The organism is Streptomyces sp. NRRL F-4489, assembly GCF_001509485.1.
Classification (GTDB): Bacteria; Actinomycetota; Actinomycetes; order Streptomycetales; family Streptomycetaceae; genus Streptomyces.
On record NZ_LLZI01000272.1, the window covers coordinates 12,655 to 30,634 of the forward strand.

General features: G+C 75.7%; 18 protein-coding genes. 8 read left to right on the plus strand and 10 right to left on the minus strand.

Features of this window, described 5'->3' with window-relative positions; translation table 11 throughout:
• Window positions 1-41 precede the first annotated feature (41 nt).
• The 6 genes from ADL22_RS29640 to ADL22_RS29665 all read right to left on the minus strand — a co-directional run bounded on the left by ADL22_RS29640 (window position 42) and on the right by ADL22_RS29665 (window position 6,420).
• Complete coding sequence (locus ADL22_RS29640; RefSeq protein WP_066986736.1) at window positions 42-515, minus strand: Hsp20/alpha crystallin family protein; 474 nt, start codon at window positions 513-515, stop codon at window positions 42-44.
• Window positions 516-587: 72 nt separating this feature from the next.
• Complete coding sequence (locus ADL22_RS29645) at window positions 588-2,078, minus strand: AAA family ATPase (RefSeq protein ID WP_066986694.1); 1,491 nt, start codon at window positions 2,076-2,078, stop codon at window positions 588-590.
• A gap of 175 nt (window positions 2,079-2,253) precedes the next feature.
• Window positions 2,254-2,958 carry a CBS domain-containing protein gene (locus ADL22_RS29650; RefSeq protein WP_079064526.1) on the minus strand — a complete coding sequence of 235 codons (705 nt, stop codon included), beginning with the start codon at window positions 2,956-2,958 and terminating at the stop codon, window positions 2,254-2,256.
• Window positions 2,959-3,105: 147 nt separating this feature from the next.
• Window positions 3,106-4,029: a universal stress protein gene (locus tag ADL22_RS29655; protein WP_066986697.1), complete on the minus strand. Its 924-nt coding sequence runs from the start codon at window positions 4,027-4,029 to the stop codon at window positions 3,106-3,108.
• Between the two features lie 208 nt (window positions 4,030-4,237).
• On the minus strand, window positions 4,238-5,686 hold the full coding sequence (locus tag ADL22_RS29660; RefSeq protein WP_066986700.1) for a sensor histidine kinase: 1,449 nt from the start codon (window positions 5,684-5,686) through the stop codon (window positions 4,238-4,240).
• On the minus strand, window positions 5,683-6,420 hold the full coding sequence (locus tag ADL22_RS29665; RefSeq protein WP_066986703.1) for a response regulator transcription factor: 738 nt from the start codon (window positions 6,418-6,420) through the stop codon (window positions 5,683-5,685). Before ADL22_RS29665 ends, ADL22_RS29660 begins: the two co-directional genes overlap by 4 nt.
• Before the next feature lie 145 nt (window positions 6,421-6,565).
• Between ADL22_RS29665 and ADL22_RS29670 the strand changes: the two genes are divergently transcribed.
• From ADL22_RS29670 to ADL22_RS29680, 3 genes are all read left to right on the plus strand, one after another.
• The gene (locus ADL22_RS29670) at window positions 6,566-7,924 is read left to right on the plus strand and encodes a ferric reductase-like transmembrane domain-containing protein (RefSeq protein WP_066986706.1); all 1,359 of its coding nucleotides are present in this window, start codon (window positions 6,566-6,568) and stop codon (window positions 7,922-7,924) included.
• A gap of 47 nt (window positions 7,925-7,971) precedes the next feature.
• A complete protein-coding gene (locus tag ADL22_RS29675) occupies window positions 7,972-8,394 on the plus strand; it encodes an FMN-binding protein (protein ID WP_066986709.1) in 423 nt (140 codons plus the stop codon).
• Window positions 8,395-8,458: 64 nt separating this feature from the next.
• Window positions 8,459-9,199: an FAD:protein FMN transferase gene (locus ADL22_RS29680; RefSeq protein ID WP_066986739.1), complete on the plus strand. Its 741-nt coding sequence runs from the start codon at window positions 8,459-8,461 to the stop codon at window positions 9,197-9,199.
• A gap of 13 nt (window positions 9,200-9,212) precedes the next feature.
• Here the strand turns inward: ADL22_RS29680 and ADL22_RS29685 are convergent, their stop codons facing one another.
• On the minus strand, window positions 9,213-10,892 hold the full coding sequence (locus tag ADL22_RS29685) for a CocE/NonD family hydrolase (RefSeq protein ID WP_066986712.1): 1,680 nt from the start codon (window positions 10,890-10,892) through the stop codon (window positions 9,213-9,215).
• A 200-nt stretch (window positions 10,893-11,092) separates the two neighbouring features.
• On the opposite strand from ADL22_RS29685, the gene ADL22_RS29690 reads away from it, so the two are divergent.
• On the plus strand, window positions 11,093-11,416 hold the full coding sequence (locus tag ADL22_RS29690; RefSeq protein ID WP_066986715.1) for a putative quinol monooxygenase: 324 nt from the start codon (window positions 11,093-11,095) through the stop codon (window positions 11,414-11,416).
• A gap of 83 nt (window positions 11,417-11,499) precedes the next feature.
• Here the strand turns inward: ADL22_RS29690 and ADL22_RS29695 are convergent, their stop codons facing one another.
• Window positions 11,500-12,180 (minus strand): type III effector protein, encoded by a 681-nt coding sequence (locus ADL22_RS29695; RefSeq protein ID WP_066986718.1) that lies wholly within the window; start codon window positions 12,178-12,180, stop codon window positions 11,500-11,502.
• A 132-nt stretch (window positions 12,181-12,312) separates the two neighbouring features.
• Between ADL22_RS29695 and ADL22_RS29700 the strand changes: the two genes are divergently transcribed.
• From ADL22_RS29700 to ADL22_RS29710, 3 genes are all read left to right on the plus strand, one after another.
• A complete protein-coding gene (locus ADL22_RS29700) occupies window positions 12,313-12,747 on the plus strand; it encodes an Hsp20/alpha crystallin family protein (RefSeq protein WP_066986721.1) in 435 nt (144 codons plus the stop codon).
• Between the two features lie 97 nt (window positions 12,748-12,844).
• Window positions 12,845-13,243 carry a DUF2267 domain-containing protein gene (locus ADL22_RS29705; RefSeq protein ID WP_066986724.1) on the plus strand — a complete coding sequence of 133 codons (399 nt, stop codon included), beginning with the start codon at window positions 12,845-12,847 and terminating at the stop codon, window positions 13,241-13,243.
• An 86-nt stretch (window positions 13,244-13,329) separates the two neighbouring features.
• Window positions 13,330-13,773, plus strand: a complete 444-nt coding sequence (locus ADL22_RS29710; protein WP_066986726.1) for a DUF2267 domain-containing protein — start codon at window positions 13,330-13,332, stop codon at window positions 13,771-13,773.
• 94 nt (window positions 13,774-13,867) lie between these two features.
• Here the strand turns inward: ADL22_RS29710 and ADL22_RS29715 are convergent, their stop codons facing one another.
• Both ADL22_RS29715 and ADL22_RS29720 read right to left on the minus strand, forming a co-directional pair.
• Window positions 13,868-15,373, minus strand: a complete 1,506-nt coding sequence (locus ADL22_RS29715; RefSeq protein WP_234430905.1) for an SGNH/GDSL hydrolase family protein — start codon at window positions 15,371-15,373, stop codon at window positions 13,868-13,870.
• 63 nt (window positions 15,374-15,436) lie between these two features.
• Complete coding sequence (locus ADL22_RS29720; protein ID WP_066986730.1) at window positions 15,437-16,258, minus strand: DUF72 domain-containing protein; 822 nt, start codon at window positions 16,256-16,258, stop codon at window positions 15,437-15,439.
• A gap of 312 nt (window positions 16,259-16,570) precedes the next feature.
• Here ADL22_RS29720 and dnaK point away from each other — a divergent pair.
• On the plus strand, window positions 16,571-17,980 hold a 1,410-nt coding region (gene dnaK / locus ADL22_RS29725), incomplete at its 3' end, for a molecular chaperone DnaK (protein ID WP_066986746.1).

Sequence of the window (17,980 nt, forward strand, 5' to 3'; positions counted from 1 at the left end):
GCGGAACGCTGCCGCGGCTGCCGTGCGGTGCCCGCGCACGGTCAGCCCTGGATCTCGATGTGGCGGGGCTTGGCGGCCCGCGCCTTGGGGATCGTCACCGTGAGGACGCCGTCCGTCAGCGAGGCGGTGACCTCCTCGGACCTCACCTCCACCGGCAGCAGCGCCCGGTACTCGAACTTCCCGGTGGGGCGGCCGCGGCGGCGCAGCACGCCCTGTCCTTCGCATTCCCGCAGTTCGCCGGAGATGCTCACCTCGTGCTCGCCGACCTCGACATCGATGTCCTCGCGTCCGATGCCGGGCAGCTCGCATTCGACGCGGTACGCCTCGTCGGTCTCGTGCAGATCGGCGGGCGGCGCCCAGGCCGCAGCCTCGCACAGAGACGCGGGGAAGGCGGCCGTCTCCAGGAAGCGGTTCATCCGGTCGAAGAGGTCGCCGAACTCGGCGGCGATCGGCTCGGACCAGGGGAAACCGCGCTCCCACATGCCTCCGGACCGGTGTCGGGCGGGCAGATTCATCAGGGTCACCTCCCGGTGCGGCGGCGCGTCGCCGCCGTACCTTCCATGCTGGCCGCCGTCCTCGGGCCCGCGCTACTCGCCGTGGTAGAGCCGGTCCGCGCCGATCAGCAGGACCTCGCCCTTGGTCTGTGCGGCGCGCAGTTCCGGGCCGAAGCCGACGCCGCTGTAGCAGGCGGGAACGGCCTGGGCGGTGTCCTCGCCGGCCGCGGTGAGGAGGCTGAGGATCCGGCGCAGCAGCTCCAGGTGCGGGCCGTCCATGATCTCGTTCCAGCGGGCCAGTCCGACCGAGAGCAGCACCCCGGGCCGGCCGTCGGCGGTGCCCCGGACCACCACCTCGGCGCTGAGCGGGGTGCGCGACTCGGGGTCGGCGACGGTGCCGCGGACGGCCGTACGGGGCTCGCCGCCGAAGGTCTCCCAGGCGGCGTAGGTGGTGGCCCAGTCCCGGCAGAGCTGGGCGAAGTGCGGGGCGGCGACCTGGGTGTCGAAGGCGGGCCGGACGCGGTGCCAGACGGTGGCGCGGTCCTCCTGCTCCAGCGCGGCGCGGTGCGGCCAGGCGAGGGCGTGCTCGAAGGCGAGCAGCGGTTCGGCGATGCGGTAGCGGGTCAGCCCCGGGCGGAACGCGTCGGCCTCGGCCTCCAGCAGTCCGTGGTTGGCCATCGCGGACAGGACGTGCGAGACCTCGGTGAGCGGGGCGCCGATCCGGTCGGCGATCCCGCCGGGGCTGGAGCGGCCGGCGGCGATGGCGACGAGGACGGAGTGGCACAGGGCGCGGTCGGCGCAGTCGCCCTCCTGCTCCAGCAGGTGCCGGGCCTCCCAGAAGAGCGGTACGCGGGGGTTGAGGACGGTCCGGCACACCCAGTCGTCGAAGTCGTCGGGGCCGGCGGGGGCGTCGTCGCAGACCAGGTCGGTGCGGTAGGCGGGGGTGCCGCCGACGACGGCGTGCACCTGCACCGCGAGGCCGGGCGCCCGGATGCCCCAGAAGCGGGCCGCCTTGCGGAAGGTGAAGGGCCGCACCGCCACCTCGGTGGAGGCCAGGCCGTGCAGGGCGGAGGCGCCGGAGAAGAGCCGGCGGACGACGGCGGGGCGGGCGCCGCTGAGGATCAGCCGGGCGCGGTTGGCGGGGCGTTCGCGGCGTACGCGGAGCAGGGCGCCGTGCAGGACGGAGGGGAGGGCGGGGCTGTGTCCGACGAGTTCGGGGAAGTCGTCGAGGATCACCGGGGCGGGGCGGTCGTCGCCCAGGGCCAGCAGGGCGTCGAGGGCCTCGTCCCAGTGGTGCCAGTGCGGTGGTTTCGCGGCGCCGGTGTGCTCGGCGAGCCGTTCGGCCAGCCGGCGCAGGGATTCCGCCTCGGCGGCGGCCTGGCCGTCGAAGTAGAAGCCGCCGGTGGCCTGGGCGACCGCCTCCAGCAGGAAGGTCTTGCCCTGCCTGCGCTGCCCCGAGACCAGTGCGAGGGCGGGCCCGGGGCGGGGGTCGCGGGCGAATCCGGCCAGCTCCGCCCATTCGTCGGCGCGGTCGAACATCCGGTCGGGGCGGGCCGGCAGGGCGGTGGCGTCCGGTGACGTCACGGGCCGCTCCCCTCGTTCACCGGCTGCCGGCGGGGGCCGGCGGCCGGCCTCGGTGTCCGTACGGCGGGCTGTGGTGCTGGCTGTGGGTCCAGTACACCTCCGGCGTCCGGCGGGCGCCCGGTCCGGTGGGCCGTCCGGGGCACCGGGGCGGGGCGTACACCGGGGCCGCCGCCGGTCAGCCCAGGCCGGGCGTGGGCTCTCCGGGGCGGGCGGCGGCGTCCTGGGCGGCGGTGCCGGAGGCGCGGGCGTCATGGCCGGTGTCGTCATGGCCGGTGGCGTCGTGGCCCGTGTCGTCATGCTCGTAGCTGAGCCGGTCGATGACGTCCACCACCCCGTCGACGCTCTCGCAGAGCCGCACCGCGACCGGGATCAGGCTCCTGCGCTCCAGGGCGCCGGTGAGGGTGACGGTGCCGTCGCTGACCTCGACGGTGACCGCGGACGGCGCCACTCCGAGGGTGCGGGTCAGCACCTCCTCCAGGATCTCCTCCTGGATGGCGCGGTCGCGGCGCAGGAACAGCTGGACGAGGTCGCTGCGGCTGATCACGCCGATCAGCCGGCCCTCGGCGTCGACCACGGGCAGCCGCTTGACCTTCCGCTGCTCCATCGTCCGGGCCGCCTCGATCACACTCCATTCCGGCCGGGCCACCACGGCCGGGCTGGTCATGATCGCCTCGGCGGTGGCGGCCCCGGTCCTGGAGAGCTGCCGGCGCAGCAGATCGGCCTCGGACACCACGCCCACCGGCCGCACGTCGTCGTCGACGACCGGGACGGCGGTGATGTCGTACTCGTCGAGCAGCCGCGCGATCTCCCGGATGCGGGTGCCCCGCTGGACGGTGACGGCGTTGGGCGTCATCAGGTCGGCCACTCTGCGCTGCCTCATGTGGGCCACTACCTCCGGTGGTACCAGGATGGGCGGGGCTCCGGCCGGGTGCGCCGGAGTGTTCTCTCTTCATGATCCCGCGTTCCGCCGGCGCACGGGTCCGGTCCGCTACGGACCCGTACAGGCACGGCCGCCTCCCCCGCCCGTTCAGTCGTGCGGGACGATCGCGACCGGGCAGGTCACATGGTGGATGGCGGCATGGGCGACCGGTCCGACGCGGGGCGCGCCGGGCAGCCGGCGGTGGCGCCGGCGGCCGACGACGAGCAGCCCGGCGCCCCCGGCGGCCTGGACGACGGCCCGGGCGGCGCTGTCGTGCACCACCGTCGGCTGCACGGGGACGCCGGGGAACCGCTCGCGCCAGGGCCGCAGCGCGTCCCGCAGCTCGGCCTCGGCGGCCGCGGTGACCTCGGCCGACGCGTCCGGGTCCGCGCCCCAGGGGGTGAAGACATGGACCGGGAACGGGCGGCCGTGCACGGCCTGGAGCAGCACCCCGCGCCCCGCCGCCTCCTCGAAGGCGAACGCCAGCAGCCGGTCGCACGGCCCGCCGAGCCCGACCGCGGCCACGACGCGGGGGCCGGACGCGTCGGGCGGGAGCGGCCGGCCCGGCGCGGTCGGCCCGCCCGGCCCCGCCCGCTCCGCTTCCCCCGGCCCGCCACCGGCCCGTACGAGGACGACCGGCCCCTCCGCCCGGCCGACCACGCTCAGGCCGACGTCACCCAGTACGAAGCTCTCCCAGGCCGACAGCGCCCGGGAGCCCAGGACCAGCAGCCGGGATTCGGCGGCGGCGCGCAGCAGTGCCGGTTCCGGTTCGTCCCCGACCAGGTCCTCGACGATCCGCAGGTGCGGATGGCGGGCCCGTACGGCGGCGCTCGCCGCCCGGACGACCTCGCGGGCGCAGACGTTCTGGTCGCGTTCGGGGGCGGTGTCCGGGGCCTGGGCGGCGAGCATGATCCAGGCGTGCAGCAGGCGCAGCACGGCGCCCCGCCGGTCCGCCTCGTCGGCGGCCCAGTGCGCGGCCGCCAGGCTCTCCGCCGAACCGTCGAGCCCGGCGGTGATGATCTCCGGCTCCATGGCTGTCCCCCAGCGCGTCCGGTGGGTCGGTGCGCGGGGCCACCCGCCCCGCGCTATCGAGCCTGCGCGCCCCGGCGGGCGGCTGCCAGTGGACCGGAGGTCCCGGCCCGGGGGCCGAACGGCCGGGGCCGCGGGGCCCGGGGCGCCGGGCGCCACATCCGCGCTGCGGAGGGGTGCGGAACGCACCCGGACCAGCGGGCCCGCTCGGTCAGCCCCCGAGGCCCCCGGCGTCCCCGTGCGGCAACGTCACCGTGAACTCCGTCCGCCCCGGCCGGCTCCGCAGCCCCGCCGTCCCCCCGTGCGCGGTGGCGACCGCGTGCACGATGGCCAGGCCCAGGCCGGTGCCGCCGGCGGCGCGGGAGCGGCCGTGGTCGGCGCGGACGAACCGGCCGAAGATCTCCGGCCGGAGCTCGTCGGGGACGCCCGGGCCGTCGTCGGCGACGGTCAGCCGGACGCCGTCCGGGCCGTCCGCCAGCCGTACCGTGACCGCGGTCCCGGCGGGGGTGTGGGTGCGGGCGTTGGCGAGGAGGTTGCCGATGACCTGGTGCAGCCGGTGCTCGTCGCCGGTCACCGTGACGGCCGTCTCGGGGAGGTCCAGCAGCCAGCGGTGGTCCGGGCCCGCCGCCCGGGCGTCGTCGGTGGCGTCCAGCACCAGCCGGGTCAGGTCGACCGGCGCGCGCTCCAGGGCGCGGCCCGCGTCGAGCCGGGCGAGCAGCAGCAGGTCGTCGACGAGGCGGGTCATCCGCTGCGATTCGGCGTGGATGCGCTCCAGGGCGTGGCGTACGGGGGCGGGGACCGGGCCGCGGTGGCGCAGGGCGAGTTCGGCGTGGCCGCGGACGTTGGCGACCGGGGTGCGCAGTTCGTGGCTGGCGTCGGCGGCGAACCGGCGGAGCCGCTCCTCACCGGCGTGCCGCTGCTCCAGGGCGCTGCCGACGTGCCCGAGCATGCGGTTCAGGGCGGTGCCGACCTGGCCGACCTCGGTGCGCGGATCGGCCACCGGGACCGGCGCGGGCATGGCGACCTCGCCGCTGGCGAGCGGGAGTTCGGCGACGTCGGCGGCGGTGGCGGTGACCCGGCGCAGCGGCCGCAGCGAGAGCCGTACCCACAGCGCGCCGACCACGCCGGTGGCCAGCAGCGCCCCGCCGAAGACGGCGGCCTCGACGGCCTCCAGCCGGTGCACGGTCTCCTCGACGGGGTGCAGCGGCAGCCCGGTGACGAGGATGTCGCCGTCGTCCCCGGTGACGGCGTTGACGCGGTAGCCGCCCAGCGCGGAGAGCCGGACGCTGCGGCCGCTGCCGTCGGTGGGCAGCGCGGCGAGGGTGCGGCGGTCGTGCGGGGTGAGCGGCACCGCGGCGTCGGTGGCGGCCCGGACGACGGCGGCCTGGGTGGGGGTGCCGCGCAGCAGCCGGGCGCCGAAGGTGCCGTCGGCCTGGCCGCGGGTGTCGGGGCGGTTGTCGGCGTCGGGGTGCGCCTCGTGCTCCAGGCTCGCGGCGAACCGCCCGGCGGACGCGGACAGCTGCTGGTCCAGCCGGCCGACCAGGAAGCCTTGGAGGGCGAGGACGGTGGTGGCGCCGACCGCGGCGCAGGCCAGCGCGAGCAGCGCGACCAGGCCGGCGGTGAGCTGGCCGCGCAGGCTGCGGGGAAACGGCGGCCTCACGCGGGGTCCGGTTTGAGGACGTAGCCGACGCCGCGCACGGTGTGGATCATGGGCGGCCGGCCGGCGTCGATCTTCTTGCGCAGATAGCTGATGTAGAGCTCGACGACGTGCGCCTTGCCGCCGAAGTCGTAGGACCAGACGCGGTCGAGGATCTGGGCCTTGGACAGCACCCGGCGCGGATTGCGCATCAGGAAGCGGAGCAGCTCGAACTCGGTCCGGGACAGTTCGACCAGGTCACCGCCGCGGAAGACCTCCCGGGCCTCCTCGTCCATCACCAGGTCGCCGACCGCCAGCCGGTCGCCGTCCGGCTCGCGCGCCATCCCGGCCCGGCGCAGCAGCCCGCGCAGCCGGGCCAGCACCTCCTCCAGGCTGAACGGCTTGGTGACGTAGTCGTCGCCGCCCGCGGTGATCCCGGCGATCCGGTCCTCGACGGCGTCCCGGGCGGTCAGGAAGAGCACGCAGACCGTCTCCAGCTCCTGGCGCAGCAGCCGCAGGACGCGCAGCCCGTCGGTGTCGGGCAGCATCCAGTCCAGGACGACGGCGTGCGGGCGGAAGGCCCGGGCGACGCTGAGCGCGGTGGCGCCGTCGGGGGCGGTGCGGACCTGCCAGCCCTCGCCGGCCAGGGCGCCGGAGAGCACGTCGGTGAGGTCGGGCTCGTCGTCGATCACCAGGACCCGGACGGGGGCGCCGTCGCCGCCGAGGAGCGGGGCGGGGGTGGTGCGGTGGTTCGTCATGGTGGTCCCAGCATGACGCCCGGGGACGGGTGCCCGGCGCCGGGCCGGCTCTGAGTTTCCTGTGAATCGGGGCACGTGTCCGGCGCTCAGAGGTTCCTCAGAGGTTCCGCTGCCACGCTGGCGTCCGGAATTCGAACGGAGCCCCATGACTGTCCCCCTCCGCCCCCGCGACGCGGTGCGCGCCCGGCCCGCGATCCGCCCGGCCGCCCTCGTCCCGCCGCTGGCGCAGTGCGCCGTCTGGGCGGGCGCGGCGGGTGTGCTCGGCCTGTGGTGGGCGGACACCGCGTCGGTGTCCGGTGCGGCGGGCTGGCTGACCGGCGCCGGCCGGATCACCGGGCTGCTGGCCGGCTACGGCTGCGCGGTGCTGCTGGCGCTGATGGCCCGGGTGCCGCTGCTGGACCGCACCGTGGGCACCGACCGGCTGGCCCGCTGGCACGCGGCGGGCGGCCGGTACACGGTCTGCCTGGCGCTGGCCCACACCCTGCTGATCATCTGGGGGTCCGCGCTCACCGTGCACACCGGGGTGGTGCGGGAGACCTCGACCCTGGTGCTGGGCTACCCGGACCTGCTCACGGGGACCGCGGGCTTCCTGCTGCTGCTCGGCACCGGCGCGGTCTCGGCGCGGGCCGCCCGCCGCCGGCTGAGCTACGAGACCTGGCACTACCTGCACTTCGCCACCTATCTGGCGGTGTTCCTGATCTTCGGGCACCAGCTCGCCAACGGTGCCGACTTCGTGGGCCGCCGGCCCGTCCAGGTGGCGTGGTACGCGCTCTACATCGGGACGGCGGCGCTGCTGGGGTGGTACCGCTTCGCGGTCCCGGTGCGCCGGGCGCTGCGGCACCGGCTGCGGGTGGCGGAGGTCCGCCCGGAGGCGCCGGGGGTGGTGTCGGTGTACGTGACGGGGGCGCGGCTGGCCGAACTGGGCGCGGTGTCCGGCCAGTTCTTCCGCTGGCGGTTCCTGGCGCCCGGTCTGTGGTGGACCGCCACCCCGTATTCGCTGTCCGCGCCGCCGCGCCCGGACCTGCTGCGGATCACGGTCAAGGCGGCGGGCGGCCACAGCGCCGCCGCGGCCCGGCTCCGGCCGGGTACGCGGGTGTGGGCGGAGGGCCCGTACGGGGCGTTCACCGCGGCGCGCGGCGGCGGCCGGAAGACGCTGCTGCTGGCGGGCGGGGTCGGCATCACCCCGCTGCGGGCGCTTTTCGAGACGCTGCCCGGCGAGGTCACCCTGGTCTACCGGGCGCGCCGCCCCGAGGACCTGGCGCTGCGCGGCGAACTGGACGCGATCGCCGCGGCGCGCGGCGCGGTGGTGCACTACGCGCTGAGCGGGCCGGGCGGCTCCGGCTGCCCGCTGACCGCCCGCGGCCTCGCGCGGCTGGTCCCGGACCTGGCGGCGCACGAGGTGTACGTCTGCGGGCCGCCCGGGATGGCCGAGGCGGCGCGCCGGGCCCTGCGGGCCGCCGGGGTCCCGCGCCACCGCGTCCACCACGAGTCCTTCGATTTCTGACCCGCGCCCCCTTCCCGTCCCCGATCCGCCTCCCGAGGAGCCGCCGCATGCGCCGAGCCGTCCTCACCACCGCGTCCACCGGCGCGCTGGTCGTCCTGCTGCTCGCCCTCAAACCGCACCATCCGGCCGGGCTGCCGGGCGCCGCGCCCGCGCCGTCCCCGGCCGGCAGCCGCCCGCCCGGCGGCCGGCCCGCCGATGGCACGTACACCGGCGCGCCGGTCCCCACCCGCTACGGGACGGTGCAGGTCGCCGCCACCGTCACGGGCGGGCGGCTGACCGCCGTCAAGGTGCTCCAGATGCCGTCCGAGAACGGCCGCGACCAGGAGATCGCCGCCTACGCCGTGCCCCGGCTGACCCAGGAGGCGCTGAGCGTGCACGGCGCCGGGATCGACGCGGTGTCGGGCGCCAGCTATACGAGCGCGGGCTACATCCGGTCGCTCCAGAGCGCGCTGGACCAGGCCGGTGCCTGAGGCGCGCGGGTCCGGGCCGGTGCCGGACCGGCCGCGCGGCGGGCTGCGGCACACCGAGCACGTGATGGGCACGGTGTTCTCGTTCGACGTCCGCGGCCCGGTCACGGCCGCCGTCGAGCGGGCGCTGGCCGCCGCGGTCGCGCGCCTGCACCACCTCGACCGGGTCTTCTCGCCGTACCGTCCCGACAGCGCGGTCAGCCGGCTGGCGCGCGGTGCGCTGCGGCCCGGGGACTGCCCGGCGGAGGTGCGGAAGGTGCTCGGGCTGTGCGAGGCGGCGCGCCGGGCCACGGACGGCTGGTTCGACCCGGCCGCGGGCGGCGCCTTCGATCCGTCGGGTCTGGTCAAGGGCTGGGCGGTGGAAGGCGCCGCGCGCCGGCTGCGGGCCGCCGGGGCGCGCCATGTCTGCGTCAACGGCGGCGGGGACCTGCAGTTCTACGGGGGCGCGGCGCCCGGTGTGCCGTGGCGGGTCGGCGTCGCCCATCCGCTGCGGCCCGGCACCCTGTACGCGGTGGTGTCCGGCCACGATCTGGCGGTCGCCACCTCCGGGACCGCCGAGCGCGGGGCGCACATCCTGGACCCGCGCACCGGCGCCCCGGCCCGTGGCCCGGCCTCCCTGACCGTCGTCGGGCCCCGGCTGACCGTGGCCGACGTGTACGCCACGGCGGCCTTCGCGCGCGGCGCGGATGCCGCCCGGTGGCTCGCGTCGCTGCCCGGTCACGAGGCGCTGGCGGTCACCGGGGACGGCGGCTGCTGGCAGACGCCGGGCTTTTCCGCGTACGGCGTCGCCGTGGCCGCCGCCCCCTGACCGGGCGCGGCCGTCACCGCAGCGGCAGCGCCAGTTCCGCCGGGTGGCCGGCCGGTGAGCCGAACGCCACGGTGCTGCCGCGCGGGGTGCGGCCGCCGTAGAGCGGGTCGGCGGTGTCGAGGACGAGGGCGAGGCGGTGGCCGGCGGGCAGGTCGTAGGCGGTGGGGAAGAGCGTGACGTCCAGGGGGACGGCGCGGCCGGCGCCGGTGCCGGACCAGCTCTGCGGGGCGTGCGCGATGAGTCTGCCGAGGCCCAGCGCGTCGACGTCGTAGAGGTAGGCGTAGACGGTGCCCTGGGGGGCGGAGGCGGTGACGGCGGTGTGCAGCCGGGCGGCGCCGCGCAGCCGCTGGACGGCCGGGTACGGCGCGGACTGCCAGACGGCGGCGGCGCCGCGCGGCAGCAGCGGGACGGCGGCGGTGGGCGGCAGGCCGGTCAACTGGTCGAGCGCGCCGGAGAGTTCGGCGATCCCGCCATTGGCACCGGAGTCCCGGCCGCCGTCGATCCGCCGCCACCAGCCGGTGCCGCCGGGGCCGCCGAGGGCGCCGGTGCCGCGGTCATCGGGGCGGCCCAGCCGCAGGCGGGCGGTGTGCGAGCTGACGCCGGCCCAGTCGGGGTAGCTCTCGTGGCGGCCGGTGGACCGGACCTCCAGCTCGACGCCCTGGCGCGGGCCGGGGCCGCCGGTGCCCTTGAGGTGGTGGTCGAGCCAGCGGCGGGCGCTGTCCCAGGTGGCGTTGGGCAGGCCGAGCAGGCTGGTGAGTTCCTGGGTGGCGTGGTCGCCGGGCCGCAGCTCCAGCCGCTTGGGGACGGTCAGCCGTTCGTAGAAGGCCGTCATCTGGCCGGGGTTGAAGATGCTGTCGCCCCAGGCGTTGGCCAGGAAGACGGCGGTGCCGTGGGCGTTGATGCGGTCCACGTAGGTCGCCGGGGAGCGGGTGTGCGCCCAGCGGACGACGCGGGGCAGCTCGCGGTCGGCGTAGAGGTCGGCCAGCATCCGGGAGAACTCGGGGCCGGGGCGGCCGGTCGGGGTCTGGATGGCGTCGAGCAGCCGGGCGGCCTGGAGGTGGCGGGTGCGGCCGCTGTAGAGCGCGTCGGCCAGATCGGCCCAGCCGCTGAGCGCGGCGACCGCCTTGACCCGCGGGTCGAAGGCGGCGCCCATCAGCGTCAGACCGCCGCCGAGGGACAGCCCCACCATGCCGATCCGCCGCCGGTCGGCGGGGGTGTGCGCCAGGGCCCAGTCGATCACCGAGGAGACATCGCCGGCGTCCGTGGGCCCGGCGACGTCGATCCGGCCGCCGGAGCCCCAGAAGCCGCGCACGGTGTACGTCACCGCGACATACCCCGCGGCGGCCAGCTGCCGCCCTTGGGCCACGTACTCCAGGTCGTTCTGGCCCCAGCTGGCGGGCTGGACGACGAGGGGGTAGCGGCCGTCGCGGGCGCCGGGGGTGCCGGGGGCGGGGGTGAAGACGTCGGCCTTGAGGACCGTACCGTCCTTCATCGGGAGGCCGGCCAGGCGGAACGACGGTGCGGCGGACGCGGCGGCGCGGGCCGCGGGCCGGGTGGCGGCCGCCGCGGGGCCGGCGGGGACGGCGCAGACCAGCGCGATCGCCGCGGCCAGGACGGCGGTTGCCGTGCGGTGCCGGCGGCGCGGGGGCCGGTGTGCGGGAGGGCGGGGTCCGGTACGGCGGGGTGGCGCCATCGCTGCTCCAGGGTTCTGACCGCGGCGCCACGGTGGCGTCCGTCCGGTGCGGTGATCGCGAGCGTAGGGCGGCCCGGCGGCCCGCCACGAGATCATGATCAGCCAAACTACCGGCTGGTAACTACCCTGCCGGGGCGCCCTGTTGAGCACCCCCTCGGGTCGATATGCGAGTGATACGGCAAATGTTTTAGGGTACGTGGATGATCTTTATCGTTGTGAAGTTTCCCGTGAAGCCCGAGCACGTCGAGGAGTGGCCCGAGAAGGTCAGCGCGTTCACCCGCGCCACCCGCGAGGAGCCGGGCAACCTGTGGTTCGAGTGGTCGCGCAGCCTGGAGGACCCGAACACCTACGTCCTGGTCGAGGCGTTCCAGGACGACGCGGGCGAGGCGCACGTCAACTCCGACCACTTCCGCGCCGGCCTGGAGGCGATGCGTCCGCTACTTCGCCGCACGCCGGACATCGTGAGCACCACGATCCCGGGCGCCGAGGGCTGGAGCGCGATGGGCGAGCTGGCCATCGGCTGACTCCTGGTCGGTCGAAGCGCGGCGGGTCACCCCCTGGGGGCGGCCCGCCGCTTCGTCATGCCTGCGTCGTCACGGCTGCGTCGTCATGTCTGCGTACCGCCCTGGGTGCCGCGCTGGGAGTTGCTCCGGTGGCGGAGGCGGTCGGTGTGGTGGGTGAGGCTCTCGATGCGGTCGGCCAGCTCGGGGTGGGCGGGCCGCAGGTGCGGGGCGGCCTCGGTGAGGGGGTCGAGCAGCCGGGCGGCGTCGTCGTCGGCCAGCGCGCGGGCCAGCCGGCGGACGGGCGGACGGGCGGCGGGCGGGAGATCGGGCAGGGCGGTGATCCGGCCGGCCAGGCCGCGGAGCTCACCGGCGTTGTCCCGCGCCCAGGCGGTGACCGTGCGGTCGGCGGCGCGGCGGTCCCGGGTGGCCTTGACCCGCTCCTCGCCCGTACTGCCGGCGGCGCCGGGACGCACCCGGAGATAGCGGCGCTCGGCGGCCTGGCGGCTGGCCACGCCGAGCGGGCCGGCGAGATCGGCCCAGCTGGCGCCCGCCGCGCGGGCCGCCTCGATCAGGCCCGGCTCCCAGCCGGCGAGCTGATGCCGTACGTCCCGCAGCAGCAGGAGGACGGCGAGTGCCTGCTCCGGGCCGGGCGGCTCGGCGGGCCGCTCACCGGGCGGGGCGGCGCGGGCGGCGCGCACCGCCTCGTCGATGGCGCGCAGGGCCGCCTCCGCGGTGAGGAAGGACACCGGGGCCCGATGCCGGGGCTGCTCGTCGGCCGTGGTCACGGAACCACCCTCCTCTCGTCGTCTTCCCGACGACTCCATCATTTGTCATCGTTCCGATGACATGCTACAACGGGATCAGGTGAAGCGCATTGGCAGCTCAGTCACTGCCCGTCTCACTGGAGGTGTTTCGCGATGTTGATGCGCACCGACCCGTTCCGCGAGCTCGACCGGCTCACCCAGCAGCTCCTCGGTACGTCCGGCACCTGGTCGCGGCCGTCCGCGATGCCGATGGACGCCTACCGCGAAGGCGACGTCTACGTGATCGCCCTGGATCTCCCCGGGGTGAGCACCGACGCCATCGACATCGACGTCGAGCGGAACATGCTCACCGTCAAGGCCGAGCGCCGTCCGACGCCCAAGGGCGACAACGTCCAGATGGAGCTGTCCGAGCGGCCGCTGGGCGTCTTCTCCCGCCAGCTGATGCTCGCCGATACCCTGGACACCGAGCACATCGAGGCCGACTACGACGCAGGCGTGCTGACCCTGCGCATCCCGATCGCGGAGCGCGCCAAGCCCCGCAAGATCGAAATCAGCGGTTCGTCCGGGCAGAAGCAGATCAGCGGCTGACCGGGCCCCGCCCGCAGACGGTGGAGGCGGGCGCACTCCCCCGCCCCGCCTCCCCCACCGGCTACCGGCTTCCGGCTTCCGGAGGAAGGGGGCAACGATGGTGGCCATCCGGGAGGAGACGTTCCTGGAAAGCGTCCGGGAACGCGGCGAGTACCCCACCCGCCAGGAGGCCGAACGGGCCGCCCGGGTCGTCCTCGCCCTGCTCGGCGCCCACCTGGTCGGCGAGGAACGGGCCGAACTCGCCGCCCGGCTGCCCGAGACATACGCACTGATCCTGCTCAACCCCCTGCCCGCGGCCGAACCACTCGACCCCGAGCGGTTCGTACGCGCCACCGCGGCCTGGATCGACGGGGCCACCGAGGAGACCGCCAAGTGGGACGTCGGCGCGGTCTTCAGCGTGGTCGCCGAGGCCGCCGGCGACGACCTCACCCGGCGCCTGCTGCTCCAGCTGCCGGTGGGCTACGACCTGCTCTTCGGCCGGCCGCTGCCGGCCTGACGCCCGGCGGGGCGCGGTGCCGTGCCGCGCCCCGGCCGGCCGCACGGACCACCGTTCCGACCGAGACGAAAGGCATGCCACCCGTCATGACCGACCAGCTGCACCTGGACCGCCCGGACGTCGCGATGTCCTTCCCCGCCCTGCTGGCGAAGGTCCGGTACGAGGGCGCCTACCCCACGGAGGAGAAGGCCCGGGAGGTCACCCTCCAGGTGCTCGGCGCGCTCGGCCGCCAGCTGACCGGCGACGAACGCGTCGCGCTGGCCGCTCTCCTCCCGCTGGAAGCCGCCCTGGAATTCACCGGACAGGCGCCCGCCGCCGAGCAGTTGACCGGCTGGGGCTTCGTGAAGGACCTGGCCCGGCGCACCGGCACCACCCCGGCGGTGGCCCGCTGGAACGCCGGCACCGTCTTCTCGGTCCTGGCCCGGCTGGCCGGCCCCGATCTGCTGGCCGACATCCTCAACCAGCTCCCTGACGGCTACCCCCTCCTCTTCGGCCGGCCCGAGCTCCGCCTGCGCCAGTCGGCGGCGTGAGCACGCCGGGGCGGCCGGCCGGCGGCCGTGTCCGCGACGCCGTAACGCCGCAGGGTCCTTAACGCCGTGAAGTCGCAAGCGCGGCCGGCCGGCGTCAGAGGCGGTCCAGCGGGATGGCTTCGGCCAGGGCGCGGGCGCCGGTGTCGTTGGGGTGCAGGCCGTCGCGGGCGGCGTAGCCGGGGCGGGGCCGGTCCGGGTGGGCGGGGTCGGCCAGCGCCCGGTCGAAGTCGGCGACGGCGTCGAAGGCCCCGCCGGTACGGATCCAGTGGTTGACCCGGGCGCGCAGCCGCTCCTCCCGGGCGGTGTGCCCCGGGTAGCCGTGCAAGGGGATCACGGTGGTGCCGATGACCTTGATGCCGCGCCGGTGGGCGGCGCGCACCAGGGACGCGTAGCCGTCGACGAGCCGCCGCGCGGTGAGCGGGCGGTGGGACGGCGGAAGGCACCGCGTCCGGGCGTGGCTGAGGCCGATGTCGTTGCTGCCCAGCTCCAGGATCACGGTGCGGACGTCCGGCCGGTCCAGCACCTCCCGGCGGAAGCGGGCCACGCCCGGCTCGCCCGCGCACGGGCTGCGCGTGAGCAGCATGTTCCCGGCGATACCGCGGTTGACCACGCCCAGGCCGCGCCGGGCGGCGGTCAGCCGCGCCGCGAGGTCGTCGGTGTAGCGGCGGTCCGCGCCCGGGGTGGTGCCGACGCCATCGGTGACCGAGTCGCCGAAGGCCACCACCGTGCCGCGGACCGGCGCGGACCGGCTCAGGACGTCGACGCCGGTGAGGTAGTACGTGGCCCTGGACGTGCGGGTGTAGGCGGTCGGCAGGACGTCGGTCAGGTGGTCGCCGGGCGCGCGGTAGGAGGGCGCCAGGCCGACCCGGTGGAACGTGGCCGGGCCGGTCCGCCCGGTGAAGCGGAGGGTGATCGCCAGGTCTTCCCCCGGGGACGCGGCCAGCGGCAGCGGGTCGCCGGTGAGTTCCCCGCCGGGCGGTACGACCGCCGAGCCGGCGCCCCGGAACGTCACCCGGCGGGTGGTGCCCGGCCACACCGCGCCGCCGCCCGCGGAGCGGCCCAGCGCCGCCCCGCCGATCTTCAGCGGCGCGGTGCCGTACCGGTTGGACAGCCGGATCCGGACCTGCGAGCCGCCGGCGGTGACCCGTACGATCTGGCGCACCGACGCGTCCCGGAAGCCGCGCCGCGACCAGTTCCCGGGGGCGCCCTGGGCGCGCCCCGCGGGCGGCTGGACGGCGGCGCCCCAGGACTGCGCCCAGTGCGGGCGGACGGCGGCCTCGCCGGTGGGGGTGGCGGGCCCGGCGGGGGCGCAGCCGGCCGCGAGGGTGAGGGCGGCGGTGAGGGCCAGGGAAGCGGTCGCGGCCGCGGCGGGCGTTCGCTTCGGCTTCCGCGGCCGATGCGGCAGGCGCATGGGTCGTTCGCTTTCCGTTCCGTTCGCTTTCCGTACGTCGTCCGGGGTGCCGGCGTACGTGTCGTGGCGGGCGCCGCGCGCCGCTTCCGGGTCGGCCCGCGCGGCGTACCGGGCGTACCGCTCGGCGGGCGGCACCTCGTCCGCGAGCCGGGTGAACACGCCCGGCCGGAAGGGGAGTTGTGCGGTCATCCGGTCCTCTCGTCGCGGTGTGTCGCGGGTGTGCCGGTCGGCCTCAGGGATGAACCTGCCCGCTCACCGGCCGCCCAGTCGGCCGCCACTCCCCTCCCCCCGCGCCCCTCCCGGCACGTCCGCCGGGAGCACGGCGGGCGTACGGGTCACCGCGCGGCCCGCGGCGGCCGCGGCGCGGGCGAACCGTACGGCGTCGAGGACGGCCGCGCCGCCGGGGTCGTTGTTGAAGTACACATAGACGTCGGCGCGGTCGGGCCAGGTGGCGGCCAGCCGCCGCGCCCAGGTGTCCAGCGCCTGCCGCCCGTAGCGCGGCCAGGGCCGGGCGCGGCCCTCGTGGCAGCGCAGATAGCCCCAGTCGGCGGTGCGCCACAGCGGCGTCACCGGCCGGGCGCCGCGGTCGGCCCAGCACAGCGCGGCGCCGCGGCGCTCCAGTACGGCGCGGATCCCGTCGCTCCACCAGGAGTCGTGGCGGGGCTCGACGGCGACCCGCACCCCGGCGGGGAAGCAGCCGAGGCAGGCGTCCAGCAGCCCGGCGTCGGCGGGGAGGGTGGGCGGCAGCTGGAGCAGCACGGGGCCGAGCCGGGGGCCGAGGCTTTCCGCGCGGGATAGCAGCCGCGCGACCGGCTCCTCGGGTTCGCGGAGCCGTTTGATGTGGGTGAGGAAGCGGCTGGCCTTGACCGCCATGACGAAGCCGTCCGGGGTCCGCTCCCGCCAGTCCGCGAAGGTCCCGGCCTCGGGCAGACGGTAGAAGGCGGCGTTGCTCTCGACGGTGGCGAAGCCGCGCGCGTACTCCTCCAGCCAGCGCCGCTGCGCCAGATCGCGGGGGTAGAGGACGCCGCGCCAGTCCCGGTACTGCCAGCCGGACGTTCCGAGGTGGATGGTCATGCGGGATGGGTCCCCGGTGGGGCGGGGCGCGTATCAGCCGCCGCCGTACGACCGGGACGGGCCCGCGCCCCGCGGCCCACCAGCCGCGACGCTCCGTAAGGGCGCACCCACCCGCCAGGACCCCGACCCCGCCCCCACCCCGGGGAAAATCCACCGCAAAAGGTGCACCTTGACACCAATCGGGGCACGTTCTATGCAAAGGAATGTGCAGCGCCGACTCCCCCGCCGTCTCCGCAGGTGAGAGGGGTCGAGAGGGATACGCCGGGCACCGCGTCAGCGCCCCGGACCGGGCCGCGAGACGAGGAGAGGACCATGGCACGAGCAGTCGGTATCGACCTCGGGACGACGAATTCGGTGGTCAGCGTGCTGGAGGGCGGTGAGCCCACGGTCATCGCCAACGCCGAGGGCGCCCGGACCACTCCCTCGGTGGTCGCCTTCGCCAAGGGCGGCGACGTCCTGGTCGGTGAGATCGCCAAGCGCCAGGCCGTGACCAACATCGAACGGACCTGCCGCTCGGTCAAGCGCCACATGGGCGACGCGCAGTGGCACTTCCCGGAGAGCGGCGATATCGACGGCAAGCGCTACACCGCCCAGGAGATCTCCGCGCGGGTGCTCCAGAAGCTCAAGCGGGACGCCGAGGACTACCTGGGCGAGGAGGTCACCGACGCGGTCGTCACCGTCCCGGCGTACTTCAACGACGCCCAGCGCACCGCGACGAAGGAAGCCGGGGAGATCGCCGGCCTGAAGGTGCTGCGGATCGTCAACGAACCGACCGCCGCCGCGCTCGCCTACGGGCTGGACAAGGAGAACGACCAGACCATCCTCGTCTTCGACCTCGGCGGCGGCACCTTCGACGTATCGCTGCTGGAGATCGGTGACGGCGTGGTCGAGGTGAAGGCCACCAACGGCGACACCCACCTGGGCGGCGACGACTGGGACCAGCGGATCGTCGACCACCTCACCAAGCAGTTCAAGAACGCGTACGGTATCGATCTGTCCCAGGACAAGATGGCGACCCAGCGGCTCCGCGAGGCCGCCGAGAAGGCGAAGATCGAGCTGTCGGCGGCCAGCGAGACCACCATCAACCTGCCGTATCTGAGCGCCTCGCCCGAGGGGCCGCTGCACCTGGACGAGAAGATCACCCGCGCCCAGTTCGAGCAGATGACGGCGGATCTGCTGGAGCGCTGCAAGGCGCCGTTCCACAACGCGATCGACGACGCGGGGATCAAGGTCGCCGACATCAACCACGTGATCCTGGTGGGTGGTTCGACCCGGATGCCCGCGGTGACCGAGCTGGTCAAGCAGCTGACCGGGAAGGACCCGCACAAGGGCGTCAACCCGGACGAGGTCGTCGCCATCGGGGCCACGCTCCAGGCCGGCGTCCTCAAGGGCGAGGTCAAGGACGTCCTCCTCCTGGACGTCACCCCGCTGTCCCTGGGCATCGAGACCAAGGGCGGCATCATGACCAAGCTGATCGAGCGCAACACCACCATTCCGACCAAGCGCTCGGAGATCTTCACCACGGCCGAGGACAACCAGCCGTCCGTCCAGATCCAGGTCTTCCAGGGCGAACGGGAGATCGCGGCGTACAACAAGAAGCTCGGGATGTTCCAGCTGACCGGGCTGCCGCCGGCCCCGCGCGGCGTCCCGCAGATCGAGGTCTCCTTCGACATCGACGCCAACGGCATCATGCACGTGACCGCCAAGGACCTGGGCACGGGC

Coding starts and splice junctions, on each gene's coding strand:
- ADL22_RS29640 (WP_066986736.1), bottom strand. CDS start 515: ATGAATCTGCCCGCCCGACACCGGTCCGGAGGCATGTGGGAGCGCGGT.
- ADL22_RS29650 (WP_079064526.1), bottom strand. CDS start 2,958: ATGAGGCAGCGCAGAGTGGCCGACCTGATGACGCCCAACGCCGTCACC.
- ADL22_RS29655 (WP_066986697.1), bottom strand. CDS start 4,029: ATGGAGCCGGAGATCATCACCGCCGGGCTCGACGGTTCGGCGGAGAGC.
- ADL22_RS29665 (WP_066986703.1), bottom strand. CDS start 6,420: ATGACGAACCACCGCACCACCCCCGCCCCGCTCCTCGGCGGCGACGGC.
- ADL22_RS29670 (WP_066986706.1), top strand. CDS start 6,566: ATGACTGTCCCCCTCCGCCCCCGCGACGCGGTGCGCGCCCGGCCCGCG.
- ADL22_RS29675 (WP_066986709.1), top strand. CDS start 7,972: ATGCGCCGAGCCGTCCTCACCACCGCGTCCACCGGCGCGCTGGTCGTC.
- ADL22_RS29680 (WP_066986739.1), top strand. CDS start 8,459: ATGGGCACGGTGTTCTCGTTCGACGTCCGCGGCCCGGTCACGGCCGCC.
- ADL22_RS29685 (WP_066986712.1), bottom strand. CDS start 10,892: ATGGCGCCACCCCGCCGTACCGGACCCCGCCCTCCCGCACACCGGCCC.
- ADL22_RS29690 (WP_066986715.1), top strand. CDS start 11,093: ATGATCTTTATCGTTGTGAAGTTTCCCGTGAAGCCCGAGCACGTCGAG.
- ADL22_RS29700 (WP_066986721.1), top strand. CDS start 12,313: ATGTTGATGCGCACCGACCCGTTCCGCGAGCTCGACCGGCTCACCCAG.
- ADL22_RS29705 (WP_066986724.1), top strand. CDS start 12,845: ATGGTGGCCATCCGGGAGGAGACGTTCCTGGAAAGCGTCCGGGAACGC.
- ADL22_RS29710 (WP_066986726.1), top strand. CDS start 13,330: ATGACCGACCAGCTGCACCTGGACCGCCCGGACGTCGCGATGTCCTTC.
- ADL22_RS29715 (WP_234430905.1), bottom strand. CDS start 15,373: ATGACCGCACAACTCCCCTTCCGGCCGGGCGTGTTCACCCGGCTCGCG.
- ADL22_RS29720 (WP_066986730.1), bottom strand. CDS start 16,258: ATGACCATCCACCTCGGAACGTCCGGCTGGCAGTACCGGGACTGGCGC.